Annotated in this window: 16 protein-coding genes and 3 tRNA genes; 12 read left to right on the top strand and 7 right to left on the bottom strand. The window is 65.2% G+C overall.

Annotated elements, in window-relative coordinates:
• Positions 1-38: 38 nt before the first annotated feature.
• Genes O3684_RS00580 through glgX form a run of 3 tightly spaced genes read right to left on the bottom strand, consistent with a single transcriptional unit; the run spans position 39 to position 3,762 of the window.
• Positions 39-296 (bottom strand): hypothetical protein, encoded by a 258-nt coding sequence (locus O3684_RS00580; protein ID WP_500064327.1) that lies wholly within the window; start codon positions 294-296, stop codon positions 39-41.
• A gap of 29 nt (positions 297-325) precedes the next feature.
• Positions 326-1,426: a tryptophan--tRNA ligase gene (gene trpS, locus O3684_RS00575; protein ID WP_500064326.1), complete on the bottom strand. Its 1,101-nt coding sequence runs from the start codon at positions 1,424-1,426 to the stop codon at positions 326-328.
• 47 nt (positions 1,427-1,473) lie between these two features.
• Positions 1,474-3,762: a glycogen debranching protein GlgX gene (glgX, locus tag O3684_RS00570; protein ID WP_500064324.1), complete on the bottom strand. Its 2,289-nt coding sequence runs from the start codon at positions 3,760-3,762 to the stop codon at positions 1,474-1,476.
• A 192-nt stretch (positions 3,763-3,954) separates the two neighbouring features.
• Between glgX and O3684_RS00565 the strand changes: the two genes are divergently transcribed.
• The 10 genes from O3684_RS00565 (at position 3,955) to O3684_RS00520 (ending at position 13,489) form a co-directional block, all read left to right on the top strand.
• Positions 3,955-4,758 carry an electron transfer flavoprotein subunit beta/FixA family protein gene (locus O3684_RS00565; RefSeq protein WP_500064323.1) on the top strand — a complete coding sequence of 268 codons (804 nt, stop codon included), beginning with the start codon at positions 3,955-3,957 and terminating at the stop codon, positions 4,756-4,758.
• A gap of 1 nt (position 4,759) precedes the next feature.
• Positions 4,760-5,737, top strand: coding sequence for an electron transfer flavoprotein subunit alpha/FixB family protein (locus tag O3684_RS00560; protein ID WP_500064322.1), 978 nt, complete (start codon positions 4,760-4,762; stop codon positions 5,735-5,737).
• On the top strand, positions 5,734-6,939 hold the full coding sequence (locus O3684_RS00555; RefSeq protein WP_500064320.1) for a cysteine desulfurase family protein: 1,206 nt from the start codon (positions 5,734-5,736) through the stop codon (positions 6,937-6,939). The genes O3684_RS00560 and O3684_RS00555 overlap by 4 nt, the downstream gene beginning before the upstream one ends.
• Positions 6,940-8,031, top strand: a complete 1,092-nt coding sequence (gene mnmA / locus O3684_RS00550) for a tRNA 2-thiouridine(34) synthase MnmA (protein WP_500064318.1) — start codon at positions 6,940-6,942, stop codon at positions 8,029-8,031. It abuts the gene before it with no gap.
• Positions 8,032-8,109: 78 nt separating this feature from the next.
• A tRNA-Leu gene (locus O3684_RS00545) sits at positions 8,110-8,190 on the top strand.
• Between the two features lie 53 nt (positions 8,191-8,243).
• Positions 8,244-8,717 carry a peroxiredoxin gene (locus O3684_RS00540; RefSeq protein ID WP_500064317.1) on the top strand — a complete coding sequence of 158 codons (474 nt, stop codon included), beginning with the start codon at positions 8,244-8,246 and terminating at the stop codon, positions 8,715-8,717.
• Positions 8,718-8,788: 71 nt separating this feature from the next.
• Positions 8,789-9,790, top strand: a complete 1,002-nt coding sequence (locus O3684_RS00535; protein WP_500064315.1) for a hypothetical protein — start codon at positions 8,789-8,791, stop codon at positions 9,788-9,790.
• A gap of 105 nt (positions 9,791-9,895) precedes the next feature.
• The gene (locus O3684_RS00530; protein WP_500064314.1) at positions 9,896-10,699 is read left to right on the top strand and encodes an ABC transporter ATP-binding protein; all 804 of its coding nucleotides are present in this window, start codon (positions 9,896-9,898) and stop codon (positions 10,697-10,699) included.
• Positions 10,684-12,378: a hypothetical protein gene (locus tag O3684_RS00525; RefSeq protein WP_500064313.1), complete on the top strand. Its 1,695-nt coding sequence runs from the start codon at positions 10,684-10,686 to the stop codon at positions 12,376-12,378. Before O3684_RS00530 ends, O3684_RS00525 begins: the two co-directional genes overlap by 16 nt.
• A 259-nt stretch (positions 12,379-12,637) precedes the next feature.
• Positions 12,638-13,489 carry a hypothetical protein gene (locus O3684_RS00520; RefSeq protein ID WP_500064312.1) on the top strand — a complete coding sequence of 284 codons (852 nt, stop codon included), beginning with the start codon at positions 12,638-12,640 and terminating at the stop codon, positions 13,487-13,489.
• A gap of 778 nt (positions 13,490-14,267) precedes the next feature.
• Here O3684_RS00520 and O3684_RS00515 read toward each other — a convergent pair.
• From O3684_RS00515 to O3684_RS00505, 3 genes are all read right to left on the bottom strand, one after another.
• Positions 14,268-15,965 (bottom strand): cell wall protein, encoded by a 1,698-nt coding sequence (locus tag O3684_RS00515; protein ID WP_500064310.1) that lies wholly within the window; start codon positions 15,963-15,965, stop codon positions 14,268-14,270.
• A gap of 431 nt (positions 15,966-16,396) precedes the next feature.
• Positions 16,397-16,469: transfer RNA gene (locus O3684_RS00510), tRNA-Lys, on the bottom strand.
• 34 nt (positions 16,470-16,503) lie between these two features.
• Positions 16,504-16,576, bottom strand: a tRNA-Lys gene (locus O3684_RS00505).
• A 181-nt stretch (positions 16,577-16,757) separates the two neighbouring features.
• Here O3684_RS00505 and O3684_RS00500 point away from each other — a divergent pair.
• Positions 16,758-17,426, top strand: coding sequence for a metal-dependent transcriptional regulator (locus O3684_RS00500; protein WP_500064308.1), 669 nt, complete (start codon positions 16,758-16,760; stop codon positions 17,424-17,426).
• Positions 17,427-17,577: 151 nt separating this feature from the next.
• On the opposite strand, the gene O3684_RS00495 is transcribed toward O3684_RS00500, so the two are convergent.
• Positions 17,578-18,024, bottom strand: coding sequence for an HIT family protein (locus tag O3684_RS00495; RefSeq protein WP_500064307.1), 447 nt, complete (start codon positions 18,022-18,024; stop codon positions 17,578-17,580).
• A 124-nt stretch (positions 18,025-18,148) separates the two neighbouring features.
• On the opposite strand from O3684_RS00495, the gene O3684_RS00490 reads away from it, so the two are divergent.
• The gene (locus O3684_RS00490) at positions 18,149-21,079 is read left to right on the top strand and encodes a leucine--tRNA ligase (RefSeq protein WP_500064306.1); all 2,931 of its coding nucleotides are present in this window, start codon (positions 18,149-18,151) and stop codon (positions 21,077-21,079) included.
• Position 21,080 lies beyond the last annotated feature (1 nt).

Raw genomic sequence — 21,080 nt, 5'->3', positions numbered from 1 at the left:
ATGTCCAGGAACTACCCTCCGTGTGAGGATCTGCTGACTCAGTAGCCGCTGTTCTGCAGCCCTGCCATGATCGCGCTACCAAAGAGGACGAACATCAGGATCGCCGCGACGATGCCGATGATCTGCCAGATAAACATGGCGCGCGCGTAGTTACGCTTCGCAGGCGATCCGCCGGAACCCAGGGCGAGCACCAGCAGGTAGATGAAGCCGACCACCGGGATGCCGACGAGAAGAAGAGTGATCATCCACGAGCCGACGGAGTCATCGGGATGCTCGGGGAACTGGTTGTATGCCATGGTGGCCTCCAAGGGGAGAATGTGTGGAATCAGTAGTTCATCTGCATGGCGGTGCGCACCTCGGACAGGGTCTGATCGGCCTGTTCGTTGGCGCGCTCGTTACCGGCGTGCAGGATGGACAGCAGGTAGTCCTCGTTCGCGATGAGCTCGCCGCGGCGAGACCGCAGGGGAGCGAGCATCTCGTTGAGGGATTCGGTGACGAGGGCCTTCAGGGTGCCCGCACCGCCGTCGCCGATGCGATCCGCGATTGCCTCGGGCGCCTCGCCCGTGGCCAGGGAGGCCAGCATCAGGAGGTTGGAGACCTCGGGACGGCCCTCCGGGTCGAAGGTGATGCGGCGCTCGGCATCGGTCTTCGCCTTCTTGAGGATCTTTGCGGTCTCGTCGGCGCTCATGCGCAGCTCGATCGTGTTGCCGCGCGACTTCGACATCTTCTGACCGTCCGTGCCCAGCAACAGCGGAACCTCGGACAGGAGGGCCTCGGGGCGGGGGAACACGGGACGTTCGGGCGTCGCGCGACCGTAGCGCTTGTCGAAGCGCTGGGCGATCAGACGCGCCTGCTCCAGGTGGGGGAGCTGATCCTGGCCCACGGGCACGATGTTGGCCTTGCAGAAGAGGATGTCGGCGGCCTGGTGGACGGGGTAGGTCAGCATGAGGCCCGTCATCGCGCGGCCCTCGGTCGCCTCCAGCTCGGCCTTCACGGTCGGGTTGCGGTGCAACTCCGACTCGGTGACCAGGGAGAGGAAGGGCAGCATCAGCTGGTTGAGGGCCGGAACCGCCGAGTGGTTGAAGATTGTGGAGCGCTCGGGGTCGATGCCCGCGGCCAGGTAGTCGGCGACGAGGCCGAGGACGCGCTCACGGATCGGACCCACGCCATCGCGGTCGGTGATCACCTGGTAGTCGGCGACCAGGACCCAGGTCTCCACCCCGCGGTTCTGCAGGAGCACGCGGTTACGCAACGTGCCGAAGTAGTGGCCCAGGTGCAGGTGGCCGGTCGGGCGGTCACCCGTGAGGATGCGGAAACGCGAGGGGTCCTGGTCGATCGCCAAGTCAATCTCGGCGCTGCGGGCCTTGGAGCGGGCCAGCGAGGCATCGGAGGTTGCGGTTTCCAGGGCATCTTCACTGCGAGTCATGCGTCAATCCTAACGAGTGGGTGGGAGTAAATGAAACTTGAGGGCGCTCAGTGTTCGGGGCGGAACGCGACGTCGGACAGCAGGATGGTCACGGACAGCGGTTCAATCGACAGCGTGGAGCGCGGAGCGACGTGCTCAGCGTCAAGGGAGAGCTCGCCCGGGTTACGCGTCTCGTTGACGCCTCCCTCGGAGGGCGTCGCCCACACGGTCGAGTAGGCGACCAGCCAGTCCAGGTCGTGGCCCTCGGGCAGCGTGACCTCGGCGCCGTCCAGGTTCGCGTTGATGATGATGAGGGCGTCGCGATCGCCCCACGTGACGCCGGAACGCAGCATCTGGAACGTGCGGTGGCGGGCGTCCGTCCAGCCGTAGTCGGGCATCGGCGTGCCCTGCGCCGTGTACCACGACAGGTCAGGGATCGTGTCGCCGCCGTGCGGCGTGCCGGTCGCGAAGCGGTCGGGGCGCAAAACCGGATGGGCCTGACGGAGAGCGATGAGCCAGGACACCGTGTCGATCTGCTCGAGCTGTCCCTCAGCCAGGTCCCAGTCGACCCACGAGATCGGATCATCCTGGCAGTAGGCGTTGTTATTGCCGTACTGGGTACGACCAAATTCGTCGCCCCCCGTGAGCATCGGCGTGCCCGAGGAGACGAACATCGTCGTGAGGATGTTGCGCTGAGAGCGCGCACGCAGGTCCGCGATCGTCATGTCGGACAGGATCGCGTAGGGCGTCGTCGCGTTGGGGTGGGTGGCGTTGACGGCCAGTGTGCCCTCGACGCTGTGGTTCCACGAGCGGTTATCGTCCGAACCGTCGCGGTTGTTCTCCAGGTTCGCAGTGTTGTGCTTGCGGTCGTAAGCCGTCAGGTCCGCCAGCGTGAAGCCATCGTGGGCAGTCACGAAGTTGATCGAGGCGCGTGGGCCGCGCAGGCGACCTAGCCCATGCTCGAACACGTCCTGGGAGCCGGACAGGCGAGTCGCGAGGTCGTTGGGACCCGTGACGACATGGCCCGAGGCCTGGGCGCGCACGTCCGCCAGCCAGAAGTTACGCAGAGCGCCGCGGTAGTGGTCGTTCCACTCGGAGAAGGGGACCGGGAAGTTGCCCGTCTGCCAGCCGCCGGGGCCCACGTCCCAGGGCTCGGCGATGAGCTTGACGTGCGCGAGCAGATCGTCCGTGGCCATCGCGATGAGGAGCGGGTGCATCGGGCTGAAACCGGTCGCGAAACGGCCCAGCGTGGCCGCCAGGTCGAAGCGGAAGCCGTCCACGCCCATCTCGCGGACCCAGTAGCGCAGCGAATCCAGCACCATCTGAATGGTCTTCGGGTGATCCATGTTCACGGTGTTGCCGGTGCCCGTCACGTCGATTGCCTGGACGGGGCGAGAGGTCGTGTGGCGGTAGTACAGGTCGGAATCGAGGCCACGCCACGACAGGGAGGGGCCCGCGTCACCACCCTCACACGTGTGGTTGTAGACAACGTCGAGGATGACCTCGATGCCAGCCTGATGCAGCAGGGAGACCATGCCGCGGAACTCATCGACGACCGCCTGGGCGCCGCGCTCACGCGAGGCCTCGGTCGCGTAGGAGGGTTCGGGAGCGAAGAAGGAGAGGGTCGAGTAACCCCAGTAGTTCGTCAGGCCGCGTTCCGTGAGGAAAGGCTCGTCGCACTTGGCGTGCACGGGGAGCAGCTCGACCGCGGTGACGCCCAGGTCCTTCAGGTACGACACCGAGGCCGGGTGAGCCAGTCCCGCGTAGGTGCCACGCAACTGCGGGGGTACGCCGGGCATGTTCTTCGTGAAGCCCTTGACGTGCATCTCGTAGATGACCGTCGTCTCCCACGGCGTATGCGGCTGGGGTTCGATCGGGAAGGAGGGCTCCACGACGACCGAACGCGGCATGTAGGCAGCGGAGTCAATGGGGGAGCGGCGCAGCGGGTACTCGGAGGGGTAAAGATCCTCGTCGACGCAGTGCGCGTAGACGCCAGGCTTCATATCGACGACGCCGTCGACACCCCGGCCGTAGGGGTCGAGAAGGAGCTTGTGCGAGTTGTAGAACTTGCCACCGTCCGGATCCCATGGACCGTGAACGCGGAAGCCGTAGCGGGTCCCCGCGCCAAAGCCCGGGATGTGGCCGTGCCAGATGCCGGTATGGGGGCCGATCAGGGCAAAGCGTGTCTCAGCCCCGGCCTCGTCGAAAATGCACATATCCACGCCGGACGCGCCCCGCGCGACCACGGACACATCGAGCCCGTCACCCGAACGGAAAACTCCCAGGCGGGATGGGACGGGGTTCGGTTCGGTGACGCGCACGGTGGGGACGCAAGGCGAGCCGGAGCGCTCGGACATAAAAGAGTGCCTCTTTCTGATGAATTATTGACAGCACCCAAGCCTGATAGATGCAGCCACTATCTATCATACGTGACCATTAATTAAGCGGTCGGATTAGGAACTGGTAGGGGCTATGAACAGCGGCACGCGCTGGTGAGGCAACCCTCATATATATGGGCGTGAGGCGCGGAATGTGGCACGCTAGAAGGCATGAGAATTGTCGTGTGTGTGAAGCATGTCCCCGACATGCAGTCCGAACGCCGTTTTGAGGGCGGCCGCCTGGTGCGCGGTGAGGACGATGTGCTCAACGAACTGGACGAGAACGCTATCGAGGCTGCCGTTCAGCTCAAGGAATCCGAAGAGGATGCGGGCCGCGAGGCTGAGGTCGTCGCGCTGACGATGGGCCCTGAGGATGCCGAGGACTCCCTGATGCGCGCCCTGCAGATGGGTGCCGACCGCGCCTACATCGTTTCCGACGAGTTCCTGGAGGGGTCCGACGTCATTACGACCGCCTCCGTGCTGGCCGTCGCGATTGCGAAGATCAGCGAAGAGTGCGGCCCGGTCGACCTGGTGATCACCGGCATGGCGTCGCTGGATGCGATGACCTCCATGCTGCCCGGCGCACTGGCCGCCAAGGCGCACATGCCGCTGCTGGGCCTCGCCCGCTCCCTGAGCGTCGAGGATGGCGCCGTGACGATCGAACGCGCCGTCGACGGCTACACCGAGACCGTGCGCGCCGCGCTGCCCGCGGTCGTCTCCGTGACCGACCAGATCAACGAGCCGCGCTACCCGGCCTTTGCCGCCATGAAGGCCGCCCGCAAGAAGCCCTTGGACCAGTGGGGCATCGACGACCTCGTCGAGGTTCCCGGCGGGGAGGGCCTCGTCATGCGCCGCGCGCTGACCGCCGTGACCCACGGCGAGGAGAACACCCGCGACGGTTCGGGCACGATCATTCAGGACGCCGGCGAGGGCGGGCGCGCTCTGGCCGACTACATCCTTTCGGTGGTGAAGTGACATGACGCAGCAGATGAGTTCCCCGATCCTCGTTCTGGCCGATCAGGCGGGCGATCACCTGACACCCCTGGCCCGCCAGGCCGTGACGCTGGCTGCGTCCCTGACCAGCGCTGACGTCGTTGCCCTGTCCCTGGCCGCCACGCCCGACGTGGCAGCCCTGTCGGAGCTGGGCGCGACCCAGCTGCTGCACGCCGACCTGGGTGACTCGGCGCGTTCCTCGGTCGTGGCCTCCGACGCGCTTGTTTCCGCGCTGGCCACCGCCAGCTTCGGCCTGGTGCTCCTGTGCTCGGACTACCGCGGCCGTGAGATCGCGGGTCGCGTCGGCGCGCTCACCGAGGCAGGCGTGGTCTCCGGTGCATCGTCCGTTGGCTTCGACGGCGGCGTCCTCCAGATCGGCAAGACCGCCCTGGGCGGCTCTTGGTCGATGCGCATCGTCCTCGAGGGACAGACTCCGATCGTCGGCATCGCCTCCGGCGTCATCGACGAGGCCCCGGTGGCCTCTCCCGTCGCCCTGACCGGGCAGGCCCTGTCCGTCGAGCTGAGCCCCGAGGCTTCCTCGATCCAGGTTGTTTCCAGCGTGCCCGACGAGGAGGAAGGCGTGTCCCTGACCGACGCCTCCACCGTGGTGTGCGGTGGGCGCGGCGTTGACGGTGACTTCGAGTTGGTTCGCTCGCTCGCCGACGCGCTCGGCGGTGCCGTGGGGGCGACCCGCGTCGCCTGCGACGAGGGCTGGGCCCCGCGAGCCGAGCAGATCGGCCAGACGGGCCTGACGGTCACCCCGAACCTGTACATCGGCCTGGGCGTCTCCGGCGCTATTCACCACACGGTGGGGATGCAGTCGTCCGCCCACATCGTCGCCGTGTGCGACGATCCGGATGCCCCGATCTTCGAGATCGCGGACTTCGGCGTCGTCGGTGACGTCACCGAGGTCGTGCCCGCGGCCCTGGCCGCCATTGAGGAGGCGCGCTCCCAGGCGTGAGCGTCTATCTCGACCACGCGGCCACGACGCCGCTGCGCGAGTGCGCCCTCGAGGCGTGGACGCGCGCCCAGCGTGACCTGGCTGCAACCCCTGGCAATCCCGCCGCCCTCCACTTCGGAGGGCGGCGGGCCCGTCGCATGCTCGACGACGCGCGCGAACAGGTTGCGTGCGCTCTCGGGGCCGATATCCACGAGGTGATCTTCACGTCGGGTGCCACAGAGTCCGACGCTCTCGGCGTGATGGCTGCGGCCCGCGGCATGCGTGGGCGCGAACCCGGTCGTAACCTCATCGTCGTCTCGGGCCTCGAGCATGACGCTGTCGCCCACCAGCGCGAGGTCGCGTCACGAGAGGGGTTCGACTGGGAGGTCCTGCCCGTGGATGCGGGCGGCCTCTCAGTGCTGCCCACTGTCTCCGGTGACGAGGTTCCCGCCTCGTGGGACGGCCGCCTCGCGCTCGGATCCATGACCCTCGTGTCCTCCGAAATCGGTACGATCCAGCCGGTTGCGCACTTCGCTGAGCTCGTTCATGCCAGCGGTGGCCTCGCACATTCCGACGCAGCCCAAGCCATTCCGACGCTGGACGTGTCCTTCACCGGCCTCGGCCTGGACCTCATGAGCGTTGGGGGGCATAAGATCGGCGCACCCGCCGGCACCGGCGTGCTTGTCGCACGACGCGGCATTCCCATGGTGACCGACCGCCCCGGTGGCGGCCACGAGCGCTCGATCCGATCAGGCACGCCAGACGTCGCGGGTGCGTGCGCGCTCGCCGCCGCCCTCACCGAGGTCGCCTGCGAGCGCGCCGCTTTCGCGACCCGCGCGGCGGACCTGCGCGCCTACCTGCTGTCCCGTCTGCCCGACGGCGTGAGCGCGACGGTGGGGGAGTCGGCCTCGTCGAGTGCGATCATCCACCTCTCCCTGCCCACCGCCCGACCCGAGGCCGTCCTCATGGCCTTCGACATGGCCGGCATCGCCGTGTCTGCCGGGTCCGCCTGCCACGCGGGGGTGACGCGTCCCTCCGACATCGTCATGGCGATGGGGCGCAGCGAAGAGCAGGCGCTCGGCGTCCTGCGCGTCTCTCTCGGCCATGAGACGACGCGCGACGACATCGACTCCCTCCTGGCCGCCCTGCCGATGGCGATCCGCGCGGGTGCCGCCCTGGACGGCATCACCCACGTGCGCAATGAACGAAACGAGGAACGCTAGATGCGAGTTCTGGCAGCACTGTCCGGTGGAGTGGACTCCGCCGTCGCCGCCGCGAAGGCCGTCGAGGCTGGGCATGACGTCGTCGGCGTCCACATGGCGCTGTCCTCACAGCCCCAGGAGTGCCGCATCGGCTCGCGTGGATGCTGCTCGATCGAGGACGCGGGGGACGCTGCGCGCGCTGCGGAGATCATCGGCATTCCGTTCTACGTGTGGGATCTCGCGAGCGAATTCGAGCAGACCGTCATCACCGACTTCGTCGCTCAATACAAGGCAGGGCGTACCCCGAACCCCTGCGTGCGCTGCAACGAGTTCGTGAAGTTTCGAGAGCTGGCCAACCGCGCCCGCGCACTCGGCTTCGACGCGGTGTGCACCGGCCACTACGCCGCCATCAGGGACGGCGTCGCTGGACCCGAGCTGCACCGCGGAGCTGACGGCCTCAAAGACCAGTCCTACGTCCTGGCCGTCATGGGTCCCGAGGAACTGACCCGGGTGGTCCTCCCGCTGGGTGATGCTCCCAACAAGGCATGGGTGCGCTCCCAGGCCGAACGCCTGGGCCTGGGCGTGTCCAACAAGCCGGACTCCTACGACATCTGCTTCATTCCCGACGGCGACACGCAGGGTTTTCTGCGCTCACATTTGGGCAGTGCTGAGGGGGAGATCGTCACCCCCGACGGTGAGGTGCTCGGCCACCATGAAGGCTATTGGAACTACACCGTCGGCCAGCGCAAGGGCCTCGGCATCGGCGCGCCCGCGCCCGACGGCCGCCCGCGCTACGTCCTCGAGACCAGGCCGGAGAGCAACCAGGTCGTCGTGGGTGCCTCCGAGCTCCTGTCCATCTCGCGGCTTACGGCCACGGATGCCGTCTGGCTCGCGTCGGATGACGACGGCTCCGATGCGACCGACCTTTTCGTGCAGCTGCGCGCGCACGGAACGCCCATTCCTGTCGCGTCGCTCACTCGCGACGGTGACGCTGGAACCATCAGTGTCGTCCTCGCAAGCAGCGCGCGCGGCGTCGCCCGCGGCCAGTCGATGGTTGTCTATCGGGGCAGTCGAGTCCTGGGCGAAGGAACCATTGACGCAACTGGGCGCTAAGGCCCCGCACCACGTCGGCGCGGACGTGGGCGAAGGCATGCGGACGGCCTCGCCCGCATCCGTTACACTGGGGTGCGCGCGCGAGTGGCGGAATTGGCAGACGCGCTGGATTTAGGTTCCAGTGTCTTTGACGTGTGGGTTCGAGTCCCATCTCGCGCACAAAAGCTCGTGCCCGGTCGCACCGGGGGAGTAGCCCTCGATAGACTGAGGTCATGAGCGCTTTGGACATTGGCCAGCAGGCCCCGGACTTTACTGCTGAGACCACCCAGGGAACCGTGTCCCTCTCCGATCTCCTTGCAGCCTCCTCGCGAGGCGTCGTCGTCTACTTCTACCCGAAGGCATCCACGCCCGGATGCACGAAGGAAGCCTGTGACTTTCGCGATTCCCTTGTGTCCCTGCAGGGAGCCGGTTACTCGGTGATCGGCGTGTCCGCCGACTCGATGGCCGCGCTCGAACGTTTCACGGAGAAGCAGGCCCTCACCTTCCCGCTGGCCTCGGACCCCGACCACAAGATTCTCGAGGCCTGGGGTGCCTGGGGTGAGAAGAAGAACTACGGCCGCACCTACGTGGGCATTATCCGTTCGACCGTGGTTGTCAACCCCGACGGTACGGTCGCCCTGGCCCAGTACAACGTGAAGGCGACCGGCCACGTGGCCCGCCTGCGTAAGGCTCTCGGTATCGACTGATCGGTTGCTTTCGCAGTAACTAGTGCATATGATTGTCAAGAAACTGACAGCTAGTTACTCGTGGAGGACTTATGGCGGCTACGACGCCTGACGCGTATCGAATCGGTGCGGGACAGGTGGCGCAGGACTATCCGGCCGACGCTGCGCCTGTGCGTGCGCGCAAGCAGCCGAGCCTGCCGACGATGGCCCGCGTGCCCGAGTCTGTCTCCTCTGATGAGCAGGTCATCACCGCCGAGGTTGCGGTGGTTCGGCGACAGGCGACCGCTACGCCTCGCTCGTCGAATGCCTCCCGTCCCTCGAAGGATGCTGTCACGGTGGCGCAGCAGAAGGCGGTGGTGCGTGACGGCGCTCCCTCGCAGGCTGGGGACATCGCGGCGCCTCCTACTCCTGCCCGCGAGTATGCGGATCGAGACGAGGCTGTGGTGGCCTTCGAGGGTGATCAGCGCCCCGGCGTTCCTGTCTATAGTGACTGGCGTCGAACCACCATGCGCGTTGTGGGTGCGCCCGCGCAGCGAAATGGTGGGCAGCACAGTGCGATTGTTGAGGCGTCGTCGTCGGAGCAGGAAATCGTGCGATCTTCTCACGTTGGAGGTGCGTCGCGGCGCGAGGCTGAAGCTCGCCGCTCCGGTCATATCGAATCGCGGCTGGATCGTCGCGAACGCCCAGCGCGTCGTAGCGGTCGACACCATGGCCTGGTCATGTTCCTCCTTGGTTTCTTCTCGGCTCTCGTGCTCGTCGCCGCTGTTGTCGCAGGCCTCTACATGACGCGCCCGTCCGTTTCCACAAGCCTGTCGGATGCTGTCGATTCGTGTCATGCGGGAGGCATCTATGCCCGGCTCGCCAGCGATCAGACGTCGCTCACCCTTGAAGGCTTCAATGACAGCGGTAACGGTTTGACGACGCCGATTTTCCAGTGCGTTCTGCGCAAGCTTGATACCCCTTCGTCGGTGCGAGAACGCATGTATGCGACCCGCGCAATTGATGGCACCCAGTCGGAGGAGTGGGGATCCTACAAGGCGACCTGGACGTACGAACCGGAGCAGGGACTGACCGTCATCATCAGTGCTCGCTGACTTTTCCTGCCGGTCGCGACGTCTGCCTCTCGGGATGTGCTCCTGAGCGTTGGCTTGTATCTCTCGTAAAATGGGGAGGTATTTCAATGCCTGAAGGAGAATCTCGTGTCCGAAACGCAGCCCGCCGCACCTGCGGCACCCGCCGCCCCCGTTGGGGACGATATCGCACTGGCGATCCGAGGCCTCGTCAAGATTTATGGCAACCTTATCGCCGTCGCGGACCTGTCCCTCGACATTCCCACCGGATCCTTCTACGGGATCGTCGGGCCTAACGGCGCCGGAAAGACCACGACGCTGACCATGGCCACGGGCCTGCTCACCCCCGATCGTGGCACCGCCTTTGTGCACGGCGTCGACGTGTGGGCACGAACCCAGGAGGCACGCGGCCTCCTCGGCGTCATGCCCGACGGGATGCGCCTCCTCGACCGCCTCTCCGGACCCGACTTCCTCGTCCACGTGGGCATGCTTCACGGCCTGGACGCATCCGTCGCCCGCGAGCGCGCTCACGAGCTCCTGGCCGCCCTCGACCTGGCCGAGGCCGGGAAGAAGCTGATCAGCGACTACTCGGCGGGCATGACGAAGAAGATCGCCCTGGCCGCCGCCCTCATTCACTCCCCGCGAGTCCTCGTCCTCGATGAGCCTTTCGAGGCCGTGGACCCCGTCTCTGCGGCCAACATCCGCCAGATTCTCACCGACTACACCAAGCGTGGGGGCACGGTCATCTTGTCATCGCACGTGATGGCGACCGTCCAGCAGCTGTGCACCCACGTTGCGATCATCGACAAGGGGCGTGTGCTCGTCGCGGGAACCACCGACGAGGTCGCCCAGGGTGGAGACCTGGGGGAGCGCTTCACCGCTCTGGTCGGCGGCGTCCACTCGGAGGAAGGCCTGTCGTGGTTGGGCAACTGATTCGCCTCAAGCTCCGGATCATCTGGAACACCGTCCGCAAGCAGACGGTTGTGCTGGTTCTTGCGATCCTCGGTGTCCTCTACTTCGGCGCAATCTATACTTCTGCGCTCGTGGGCACCGCATTCCTCGCGCAGTCCGATGAAGCGCCCCAGGCCTCGTCGGTGATGCCGATCGTTGGCCCCTTTGTCTTCCTGCTGTGGCTGGTCCTCCCGATCATCTTCGCGTCGATGGATAACTCGGTGGATCCTGTGCGCCTGTCGCCCTACGTGGGACCGAGTGGGTGCCTGGGCGCGGGCCTGGCCGCGGCGACGGCAGTGGGCCCCGGCGGTCTCCTGTCCGCCATGGTGCTCTTCCTGCCCGTCTGGTTCGCCCTGTGGCGCGCCCAGTGGATTGAGGCGCTCGGCTGGTTCATCGCTGGTCTCGTGACGCTCCCTCTCGCGGTTTTGTGGGCGCGTGCGGTCGGAACCTGGTTCGCGGTGCGCCTCGACACCTCGGGAAAGAAAGACGCTGTGACCGTCCTGGGTGCCGTCGTCTTCATGATGGTGCTGACCCCCATGGGCTACTGGATGTCTGTGTTAAGTCAGAACTTCTCCGTCGAGGTCTTCCAGGCGGGATTGAACGTCGCGCTCTGGACACCCTTCGGCGCTCCCTTCGGGGTTGTTGCCTCGTTGCTTGAGGGTGCATGGGTGGCGGCGGCTCTCCGCGTGCTCATCGTGGTTGCGACCGCGATCGTCGGCTGGCGTGCCTGGCTGGCGGTCCTGCGCCCCGTCATGAGTGGATACGCCGGTGAGATTAGTGCTGACGCTCAGCGCGCCATCGACGAGGGGCGCCACCTCATCGACGAGTCCCTCGAAGAGGAAGAGCGCGGTCGTCGTTCCGCCCAGTCGCGAGCCGCCGGCCTGCGCAGCGTCGACCTGTTCACGCGGCTGGGCCTCGGGGTGCGCAGCGCCTCCCTGGCCGCGCGTACGCTGCGCTACTGGATCGTCGATACGCGCCTGAACATGAACATGGTGCTTGCGCTGCTGTTCCCGGTTGTTGCGATCTTTATGGGGCGGCTGGCGGCCGAGGGGCAGTCATTCGAGTTCACGTCGGGCATCTTCCTCTACCTGGTGCCCATCACGACGGGCCTGACGACCGGCGCGCTCATGCAATATGATTCGACGGGTGCCTGGATCGTGGTGTCCTCGGGGATGAGCGGTCGTGAGGAACGTCGTGGGCGCCTCGTGGGGTCGCTCATCGTGTTCGTGCCCCAGGTCATCGGCTATCTCATTCATGATGCTGTGGCAGGTGCGAGCGCCTCCGATTTCATGTTCCACCAGGTGATGGGCGTCGTCCTCTTCGCGGGGGCGGCCGCCACGACCCTCGTCGTGAATGCGCGATGGGTCTACCCGGTGCAGCCTCCGGGTACGTCGCCGCTGGCGACGAAGGGTACCGGGTCGTTCCTGATGACGATGCTGCTGCAGCTCGTAGGCTTCGCGGGTACCGCGGTCCTCCAGATTCCCTCCTACGTGCTGCTCGTGCTGGCATCCTTTGGCGTGGTTCCCGACTGGGTCGCCTACGTCGTTGGCATCGCCTGGTCGATCCTCGTCCTTGAGGCTGCCGTGCGGATTGGTGGGCGCGTGTGGGACCGGTACGCGGTCGCCGCTCTGACGTCGATCCGCAGCTGGCCGGGACACTGATCGCATGTGAATCGGATGCACGAGGCCGGGGTTGCCCACGGGGGTGCCCCGGCCTCGTCCCTTTTTTCCCGAGAATGTTGCTGCTCGGTCCCGGTGTAAACGCATCTGTTGATGAGCGGTGCCATGCGACCCTGACCAGGCGTTTGTTACATCGCGGTGCGCTGGATTGATGAAAAACTGGGCATAGCGTGTAGACAAGAATGCAGATACTCGGTAATGTGATGCTCATAACCTGACCATCGATAGAAAGGAATATTCCATGCGTCTCCCATCAATGTCGCGTTCTCTGGTCGTAGCAGCCGCCCTGAGTGCCGCCGCTCTTCCCGCCCTTCTGCCTTCGCCCACCTATGCTGCGGACGTCGCGGGACCGGCGACCTGCTACCTCGCCGATGAAAACGGCACCATTATCGAACCCCGCCAGGAGTACACTCCGCGCGAAGGGGCCGGTGGGCTCCCCGTGCTTCCCAGTCCCGTCGTCGCCGGCCAGTACACGCTGGAAGTGAGCGCTCCTGCAATGAACTTCGATCCGGATCAGCCTGACTTGCACTTTGCGTGCCAGGTCTTCTACTCACCCCTCGGAAGTGTGCGTCTCGTTGATGCCGACGGCACCGTGCGGGCGACGCAGCGCTACGCCAATGATCAGAACGATCCGTCGCGCGCTGCCGTCACTGCGCTCCCGACATTGCCCGAAGGGTACGAGATTGTCCCCGGCCAAAACGTCTTCGGCCTTGATGTCGGCGCTGGGACAGTCGACCCCAATAACCCCGCCGACGCGCGCGCCGTGGGTGCGAACACCGACATCGTGATCCGCAAGGTGACGAACAATCCGACACCCGAGCCGAGCTCCACACCTTCGACGCCTGTGCCTTCGACCCCCGCCCCCACTCCCTCGGTGACTGCGACGCCCGTGCCTTCCACGCCCGCGACCCCCGCCCCCACTCCCTCGGTGACTGCGACGCCCGTGCCTTCCACGCCCGCGACGCCTGCGAAGCAGACGCCTGCTCCGAAGCTCGCACGCACGGGCACGGTCGCGGGAGGCTTCGCCGGTGCGGCGGCCCTCCTAGGCCTCATCGGCGCTGGGGTGATCGCCCTGCGCAGGTACCGCGCCTGATAGCAGAGGCCAGTTGAGGCAGTTTGTATCGGTTTTCGCCTGACGCGATGCGAACGTGGCTCGGGCGTATCGCGTGAGGCCGAGGCCGGGGTTACCCACGAGGTGCCCCGGCCTCGTCTTCTACGACGCACCCACCATCGCGCGCAGTTGACGTGAGCCGGTGACTCAACGAGCTATCCGCGAGCGAAGATCTCTCGGTCTGGCGGTGCGCTCGCGCGTCAACCCGATGGCAGGGGCGCACAGGCGCACAATAAAGGGTCCACGTGCGCGTTGGTAGCGCACACTCGGAGCAGTTTCGCATGCAATTCGATTGGGTGAACTTTCAACAGTTTCTACAAACGTTGCAATTCCAACGATGTGGATGCGTGGTGCGATACGGTGTCAGGGGAATTGCATGCGAAACTCCTGGATAAACCGCCCGGCGGTGGCCTTGCGGTGCTGCTGGGGGCCATCTCTGTGACGACGGGGGTCCTGGCGGAGGTGCTGGTAGGATGCCGCACGCCAGGCTGCCTCGTGAGCGCCAGCGACGAGCCTGCGAAGCTCGCCCATGACCGAGCTGCCACATGTGCAACAGCCACAACGTCTCACGACTCCCGGATATGAGTGACGGCACGTGGGAGTGGTCATGCCACCACGATGAAACCCCACCTTTAACACCGGCTGTGGCACACCACCAAGCCGAAATGTCCCTTCAAAGCCAACACGTTGTGGCCTTCCCCCAAATAAGGCGGGGTGCCGGTGAATCACCGGCACCCCGCCTATGACTATGAAACGCGAATTAAGAGCGCTTCCTCCGCATTGCTGCGGCACCGATAGTGCCCGTCACGGCAGCGAGCACCAGCACGTCGCCGGTGAGAGCGCCCGTCTTGGCGAGCTGCGTTGCAGGCGTAGGAGGAGCCGAGGGCGTCACCGTCGTCGGTGTAGGCGTCGGACCGGGCTTGAAGGACAGTCGCGTCACGTCGGGATGCGCCTCGCTGGTCGTGAACTTCAGGGGGTGCTTCATGAGTGGAGCTTCATCCCATCCGGCAGAAGGGCCAGTCATGGGGGGCCTCCATCCGGCGGTATAAGGGGTGTCTGTAGGGGGACATGCGGGCGATGGAGGATCAAATACTGTTCCAACAACAGAACGAGGCTCGGCCGGTTTGACAGCGTCGTAGTCGCCGTAAGTTGGAGGGCATGCGGGTGAAGGCTGCCCGGGCATGACGATGACACCGAGTTGTTTCTCAACATCAACCGAGATAGTGCCCTGCGTGAGGTGATCGATCTGGTAATCCGTATCGGCAGTTGCGGATTCGGTGAAGGCAATCTTCTGAATAGTGATCACCGCATCACCGTGAAGCGCACCCATCGCGTCCTTAAGGGCTGCGATGGTGGTGATCTCATCGGGGTTATCGAAGTCCACGGTAACCGTTGCGGTCTGTCCGTTGACTGCCACTGTCTTCGCTGAGAAGCCCTGGGGAAGCCCAGTCACCGAGATGGCCGAGGGATCAGCAAACTTCAGTTGCGCAGGAAGAGTGATCTGGGTTGTGAAGCCCAAGTGAGCATTCTTCAGTGCAATATCGTCGAAAGCGTTGGGCGTCTTGTCGTATTTCTCGAGGAGCTTCGCAATGCGTCCACCGCGAAGATCATCCAAGTGAACGACGTTCTCAATGGCCAGGAGAGAATCTTTGTTCTCGGCGTAGATCTGTTCCGCCTGAGTCGGAGCGTTCCCATCCAGTCCGACCTTAAAGTCGGTGTCGATTGTCGGGTCATCGCCATTGACTGGAAGAGAGCCAAATACCTTCTTGTACTTGTAAATACCGGTCAAGCCATCCGCAGACAACTCATGAGTGGAGAATTCGTAGTCGGGAAATCCTGCGGCTTGGAAGAAGTTTGGCCCGGTTTTTGGGGGCTGTAAGTCGTGACCGTCCTCTTCATCAACCCAGCGCGTTTTCCGGGTTGGTGCGGACGCGAAGCAGTCGGTAGGTGACTGCGCGAGTGCCAGGGTCTTCGTATCGAAGTTAAAGATCTGAGCGGGGGTCGTCGATGATGCGAAGAAGTTGAACGTACCCGTCACGGTCACCTGTTCGCTGGCCAGTTGAGTCGCTTCCGCGGGGTCAATTGTGCCAACGGCATAGGGGACCTGGACCTTGATCGTATGCTGACCGGGGTTGGCTTTCTCTGCATCGAAGATATCGAGCAGCTGCTGCCAGCTGAGATCCTTGAATTGGATGTTCGCAGTGACCTGTGTGTGGTCAGAGTTGGGGGAGAACCAGGTGTTGGTGAGCATTGACGAGGTAGATGTCGCGCGACCCGTACCCAACATGACTCCATCAGGGACACTCACGGTCAGTGCGATATCGGAGTTGTAGTCGCTGCCGGAGTCATGAGGGGAGAGTCCCTGTGCTGCCGCAGCGCGGATTTCGGCCTCGTGGCCTGCCAGAAGCGCAGTGATCGGAATGTCCAGCACGACGGTACCGTGATAGGTCGTGATCACAGGGTTGGCGTTGCACACAGTCGTGCTTGTTGATGAGACGTATTGTGAGAGGGGGAAGGGTTGGGCGTCGGCTTGTGCGCTGCGAGGCGCAAACATCGTGACCGTCCCTGCAGCGACAAGAGCCAAACCGGCACCCATCGCCAGAACTCTCCGGCTTTTCCTCATGATGTTCCCCAGTCGTAGGTGTGCGAATCAAATGCCATGATTCATGATTATGTAGTATACACATGGTCGAAATGTTGTATACACATGGTCGAAATGTTGTATACACATGGTCGAAAAAGTACATTGTCTCTTGCGTTCTGAGCTCTGGATTGAGTGTTCTCTCAGGCGCGGCCGGTGAGCCGGCGGGGCTGCGGTCAACACTGGAAAAACGGGGGAGTGGGGGCACGGATACAAAAACCGGCGGCCCGAAGGCCACCGGTTATCTGTGCGTCATGGGGGACTTGAACCCTCAACCCGCTGATTAAGAGTCAGCTGCTCTGCCAATTGAGCTAATGACGCGGGGTACCTTCGCCAGCCGAAGCTGGGAAAGCTGTGCGTCATGGGGGACTTGAACCCTCAACCCGCTGATTAAGAGTCAGCTGCTCTGCCAATTGAGCTAATGACGCGGGGGTTTTGCAACCGAGAGATAAATATACAGGCGCGCTTCGCTTGGCGCAAGTCAATCAGGGGTGTCGTGGCCTATGTCGCACGCTTGGCATGCGGCCGGTGGGTCGTGCGATGGGCGCACGCAGCGAGCGGGTGGTATCCGGACACCTACAATGGGGCCTCAGATGAAAGGGGAACGCCATGTCGGACGCGTCGAGCGCATATTCCACGGTCGTGGAGGACATTCTCAAGCTCGTGTGGAGTGCCGAGGAGGCCGGGCGTGATGGTGTCAAGCCCAAGGATGTGTCCGAACACATGGGCGTCGTTCCCTCAACCGCGACCGAGAACGTCCAGCGCCTGGCCCGCCAAGGCCTCGTGACACACGAGCGCTACGGGAGGGTGCGCCTGACTTCGCAGGGACGGACGATTGCTCTCGGTATGGTGCGCCGCCACCGCCTGCTCGAAACCTACCTGCATGAGGCCCTCGGTTTCTCCTGGGATGAAGTGCACGAAGAGGCAGAAATCCTCGAACACGCGGTCTCTGATCGGCTCCTCGACCGCCTTGACCGCGTGCTGGGGTACCCGAGCCGCGATCCCCACGGGGATCCGATCCCGCGTGCCGATGGCTCCAGTGATGGCCTCGCCGGCAATCCTCTCGATGAACTCGACGCTGCGGCCGGGGGGATCATCGACCGGCTGCCCGATCGCGACCCCGAGGCGCTACGTGCGTGGGAAGAGGTCGGCCTCGTCCCCGGCGCTCACATCGCTGTCGTCGCCACCGGAGCCGACGGAGTGACGGTCCTCCTCGACGATGGGCAGATGCTTGTCCTGGATCCCTCCCAGGCCTCGGGCATCATCGTGCGCGACTGACGAGCCTGGGCGACACTCCGGCAACGGGATCGTTCGGTCCTGACGCGTCCTCATTGACGAGGCCTGGGTACGACCCAGCTCACCTGACCGATGCGGCTGGGCGGGCTGGGAGCGCCCTCGCGGGGCGCACAGAAGAGGGGAGCGATGGCGCTCAGGCGAGCGCAGCGGATCCCATCGACGGGGGCACGTGCGCGCCGTGACCTGCAGACAGGAGAGCCTGACGCAGCGCCGTCATCGCGCTATCGAGCTCCTCATCGGTGGCGGGCGCCGCCTTCGAGAGCAGCACGTCGGACTCATCGCGCAGGGGAATCACGTGCAGGTGCGTGTGGGGGACCTCGAAGCCGGCGATGACGAGGCCGGCGCGCGGCACATCGAAAGCGGCCTTCTGGGCGAGGCCGATTGCGCGCGCCACCTTCATGAGGTGCGCGGCCACATCGGAAGGGGCGTCAGTCCACGCCTCGTAGGGGGTGCGCGGAACGACGAGGACGTGCCCCGGAGACGTCGGCTCGATCGTTGCGAAGGCGACGCACAGGTCGTCTGCCCACACGAAGCGTCCGGGCCAGACACCCGTGATGATGTTTTCAAAGACAGTGCTCATGCGACTATTGTCACCTATTCGCGCCCGCTTCGGAAGCTCATCGCATCCGGCGGGGCGCGCGGGCGTGAACTACCCTGGTGGGGAGTATTGTTACGCGACCCATCGTTAAGCGAGGAACGCACAGATGAGCGAAAATCCGCAGAGTGCCCCGGCCCAGCGCTACACCGCTGAGCTCGCAGGCCAGATCGAGACGAAGTGGCAGGACCGCTGGGAGGAGCTGGGCACGTTCTATGCGGACAACCCCACGGGTGAACTGGCTGGCCCGCTGGCCTCCCGCAAGCCCTACTTCATTCTCGACATGTTCCCCTACCCCTCGGGTAAGGGCCTGCACGTGGGTCACCCGCTGGGTTACATCGCGACCGATACGCTCGCGCGCTACCGCCGCATGAAGGGCGACAACGTCCTGTACACGATGGGCTACGATGCGTTCGGCCTGCCCGCCGAGCAGTACGCCGTCCAGACCGGTCAGCACCCGGCTATCACGACGAACCAGAACATCGCGAATATGCGCCGCCAGCTGCGCCGCATGGGCCTGTCCCACGACTCGCGCCGCTCCTTTGCGACGACCGACATCGAATACGTCCACTGGACGCAGTGGATCTTCCTGCAGGTCTTCAACTCGTGGTTCGATCCCGACGCGGCGGCCCCCGACGGCTCACAGGGCGCGGCCCGCCCGATTTCCGAGCTGATCGCCAAGCTTGAGTCCGGCGAGATTCGCCCGGAGGACGGCTCCGACTACAACTCGCTCGACCGGCCGGCTCAGGCGAAGGTCGTCGACTCCTACCGCCTCGCCTATGTTTCCGAAGCACCCGTCAACTGGTGCCCCGGCCTGGGCACGGTCCTGGCCAACGAAGAGGTCACCGCGGACGGTCGCTCCGAGCGCGGCAACTACCCGGTCTTCAAGCGCAACCTGCGTCAGTGGATGATGCGTATTACCGCCTACGGTAAGCGCCTCGCCGATGATCTCGACACGATCAACTGGCCCGAGAAGGTGCGCACCATGCAGCGCAACTGGATCGGCCGCTCGGAGGGTGCGACCGTGCGCTTCGACGTGCCCGGCGCGCGCGAGGCTGGCGCCTGCCTCGACTCCCTGGACGTCTACACGACGCGCCCCGACACGCTGTTCGGCGCGACCTTCATGGTTGTGGCTCCCGAGCACCCGATCCTCGGCGGAACCGTCGGCGGCGACGCCGGCGACGAGGCCGCCCTCACCCTGCCCGCCTCCTGGCCCGAGGGCACGAAGGACGCCTGGACGGGCGGTGCCGCTTCCCCAAAGGAGGCTGTGAGCGCCTACCGCGCGCAGGCTGCAGCCAAGTCCGAGGCCGAGCGGGCCGACGAAGAGCGCACCAAGACCGGCGTGTTCACCGGCCTGTTCGGCATCGACCCCGTCAACGGCCGCGAGATCCCGATCTTCGTCGCCGATTACGTCCTGTGGGGCTACGGCACCGGTGCCATCATGGCGGTGCCCGCCCACGACGACCGTGACTGGGCGTTCGCCCGCGCCTACGACCTCGACATCGTGCGCACGATTGGCCCCGCGGACGACCCCTACGGTCCCGACCTCGAGGCCGGCGCGTACACGGGTGACGGCGTGGCCGTGGACTCCGCGAACGACGAGATTGACCTCAACGGCCTCGCCAAGGACGAGGCCAAGGCCGCCATGATCGAGTGGCTGGTTGCCAAGGGCTTGGGCCACGCCACTGTCACCTACCGTCTGCGCGACTGGCTGTTCAGCCGTCAGCGCTACTGGGGCGAGCCTTTCCCGATCGTGTGGGACGAGGACGGCGTGGCGCACGCCCTACCCGAGGAGATGCTCCCCGTCGAGCTGCCCGAGGTCAGCGACTACAGCCCGCGCACCTTCGATCCGGACGACGCCGATTCGTCTCCCGAGGCTCCGCTGGGTCGCGCCGAGGAATGGGTGAACGTCACCCTCGACCTGGGCGACGGCCCCAAGCGCTACCGCCGCGAGACCAACACGATGCCGCAGTGGGCTGGCTCGTGCTGGTACGAGATGCGCTACACCGACCCGACGAACGCGAAGCGTTTCGCCGGCGAGGAGAACCTCGCGTACTGGATGGGTCCGCGTGAGGGCAAGGTCAGCGGCGGCACCGACATGTACGTCGGCGGCGTCGAGCACGCGGTTCTGCACCTGCTCTACTCGCGCTTCTGGCAGAAGGTCCTCTTCGACCTGGGACACGTGCCCGACTCCGAGCCCTACCACACGCTCTTCAACCAGGGCTACGTTCAGGCCTACGCCTACACGGACTCGCGCGGCCAGTACGTGCCCGCCGACGAGGTCGAGGGCGACGAGACCAGCGGCTTCACCTACAAGGGCGAGCCCGTGGGCCGCGAGTACGGCAAGATGGGCAAGTCCCTGAAGAACATCGTCACTCCCGACGAGATGTACGACGCCTACGGTGCCGACGTCTTCCGCGTGTACGAGATGAGCATGGGTCCCCTCGACCTCTCGCGTCCGTGGGAGACCCGTGCGGTCGTCGGCTCCCAGCGTTTCCTCCAGCGCCTGTGGCGTAACGCCGTCGACGAGGAGACCGGCGAGGTCACCGTGTCCGATGAGCCCTCGGACGACAAGACGCGTCGCCTCGTGGCCCGCACGATCGCCGAGGTCACCGAAGAGTACGAGAACCTGCGCATCAACACCGCGATCTCCAAGCTCATCGTCCTGAACAATCACCTGACCAGCCTGGATGCCGTCCCGCGTGACGCGATCGAGCCTCTGATCCTCATGCTCGCCCCGGTCGCCCCGCACCTGTGCGAGGAGCTGTGGAGCCGCCTGGGTCACGTATCCTCGCTGGCTCGCGAGCCCTTCCCGGTCGTCGAGGATGCCTCGCTGCTGGTCGAGGACACTGTCACGGCCGTCGTCCAGGTCAACGGCAAGGTGAAAGCCCGCATCGAGGTCGCCCCCTCAATCTCCGAGGAGGACCTCGTCGCTGCTGCCCTGGCCGAGGCACCGATCGTTAAGGCCCTCGGCGGCGCGGAGCCCCTCAAGGTGATCGCCCGCGCGCCGAAGCTGGTCAACGTCGTCGTCAAGAAGTGAG

Source organism: Pauljensenia sp. 20925_1_27 (assembly GCF_041432835.1).
GTDB lineage: Bacteria > Actinomycetota > Actinomycetes > Actinomycetales > Actinomycetaceae > Pauljensenia.
This window is presented reverse-complemented; position numbering and strand designations above follow the sequence as displayed.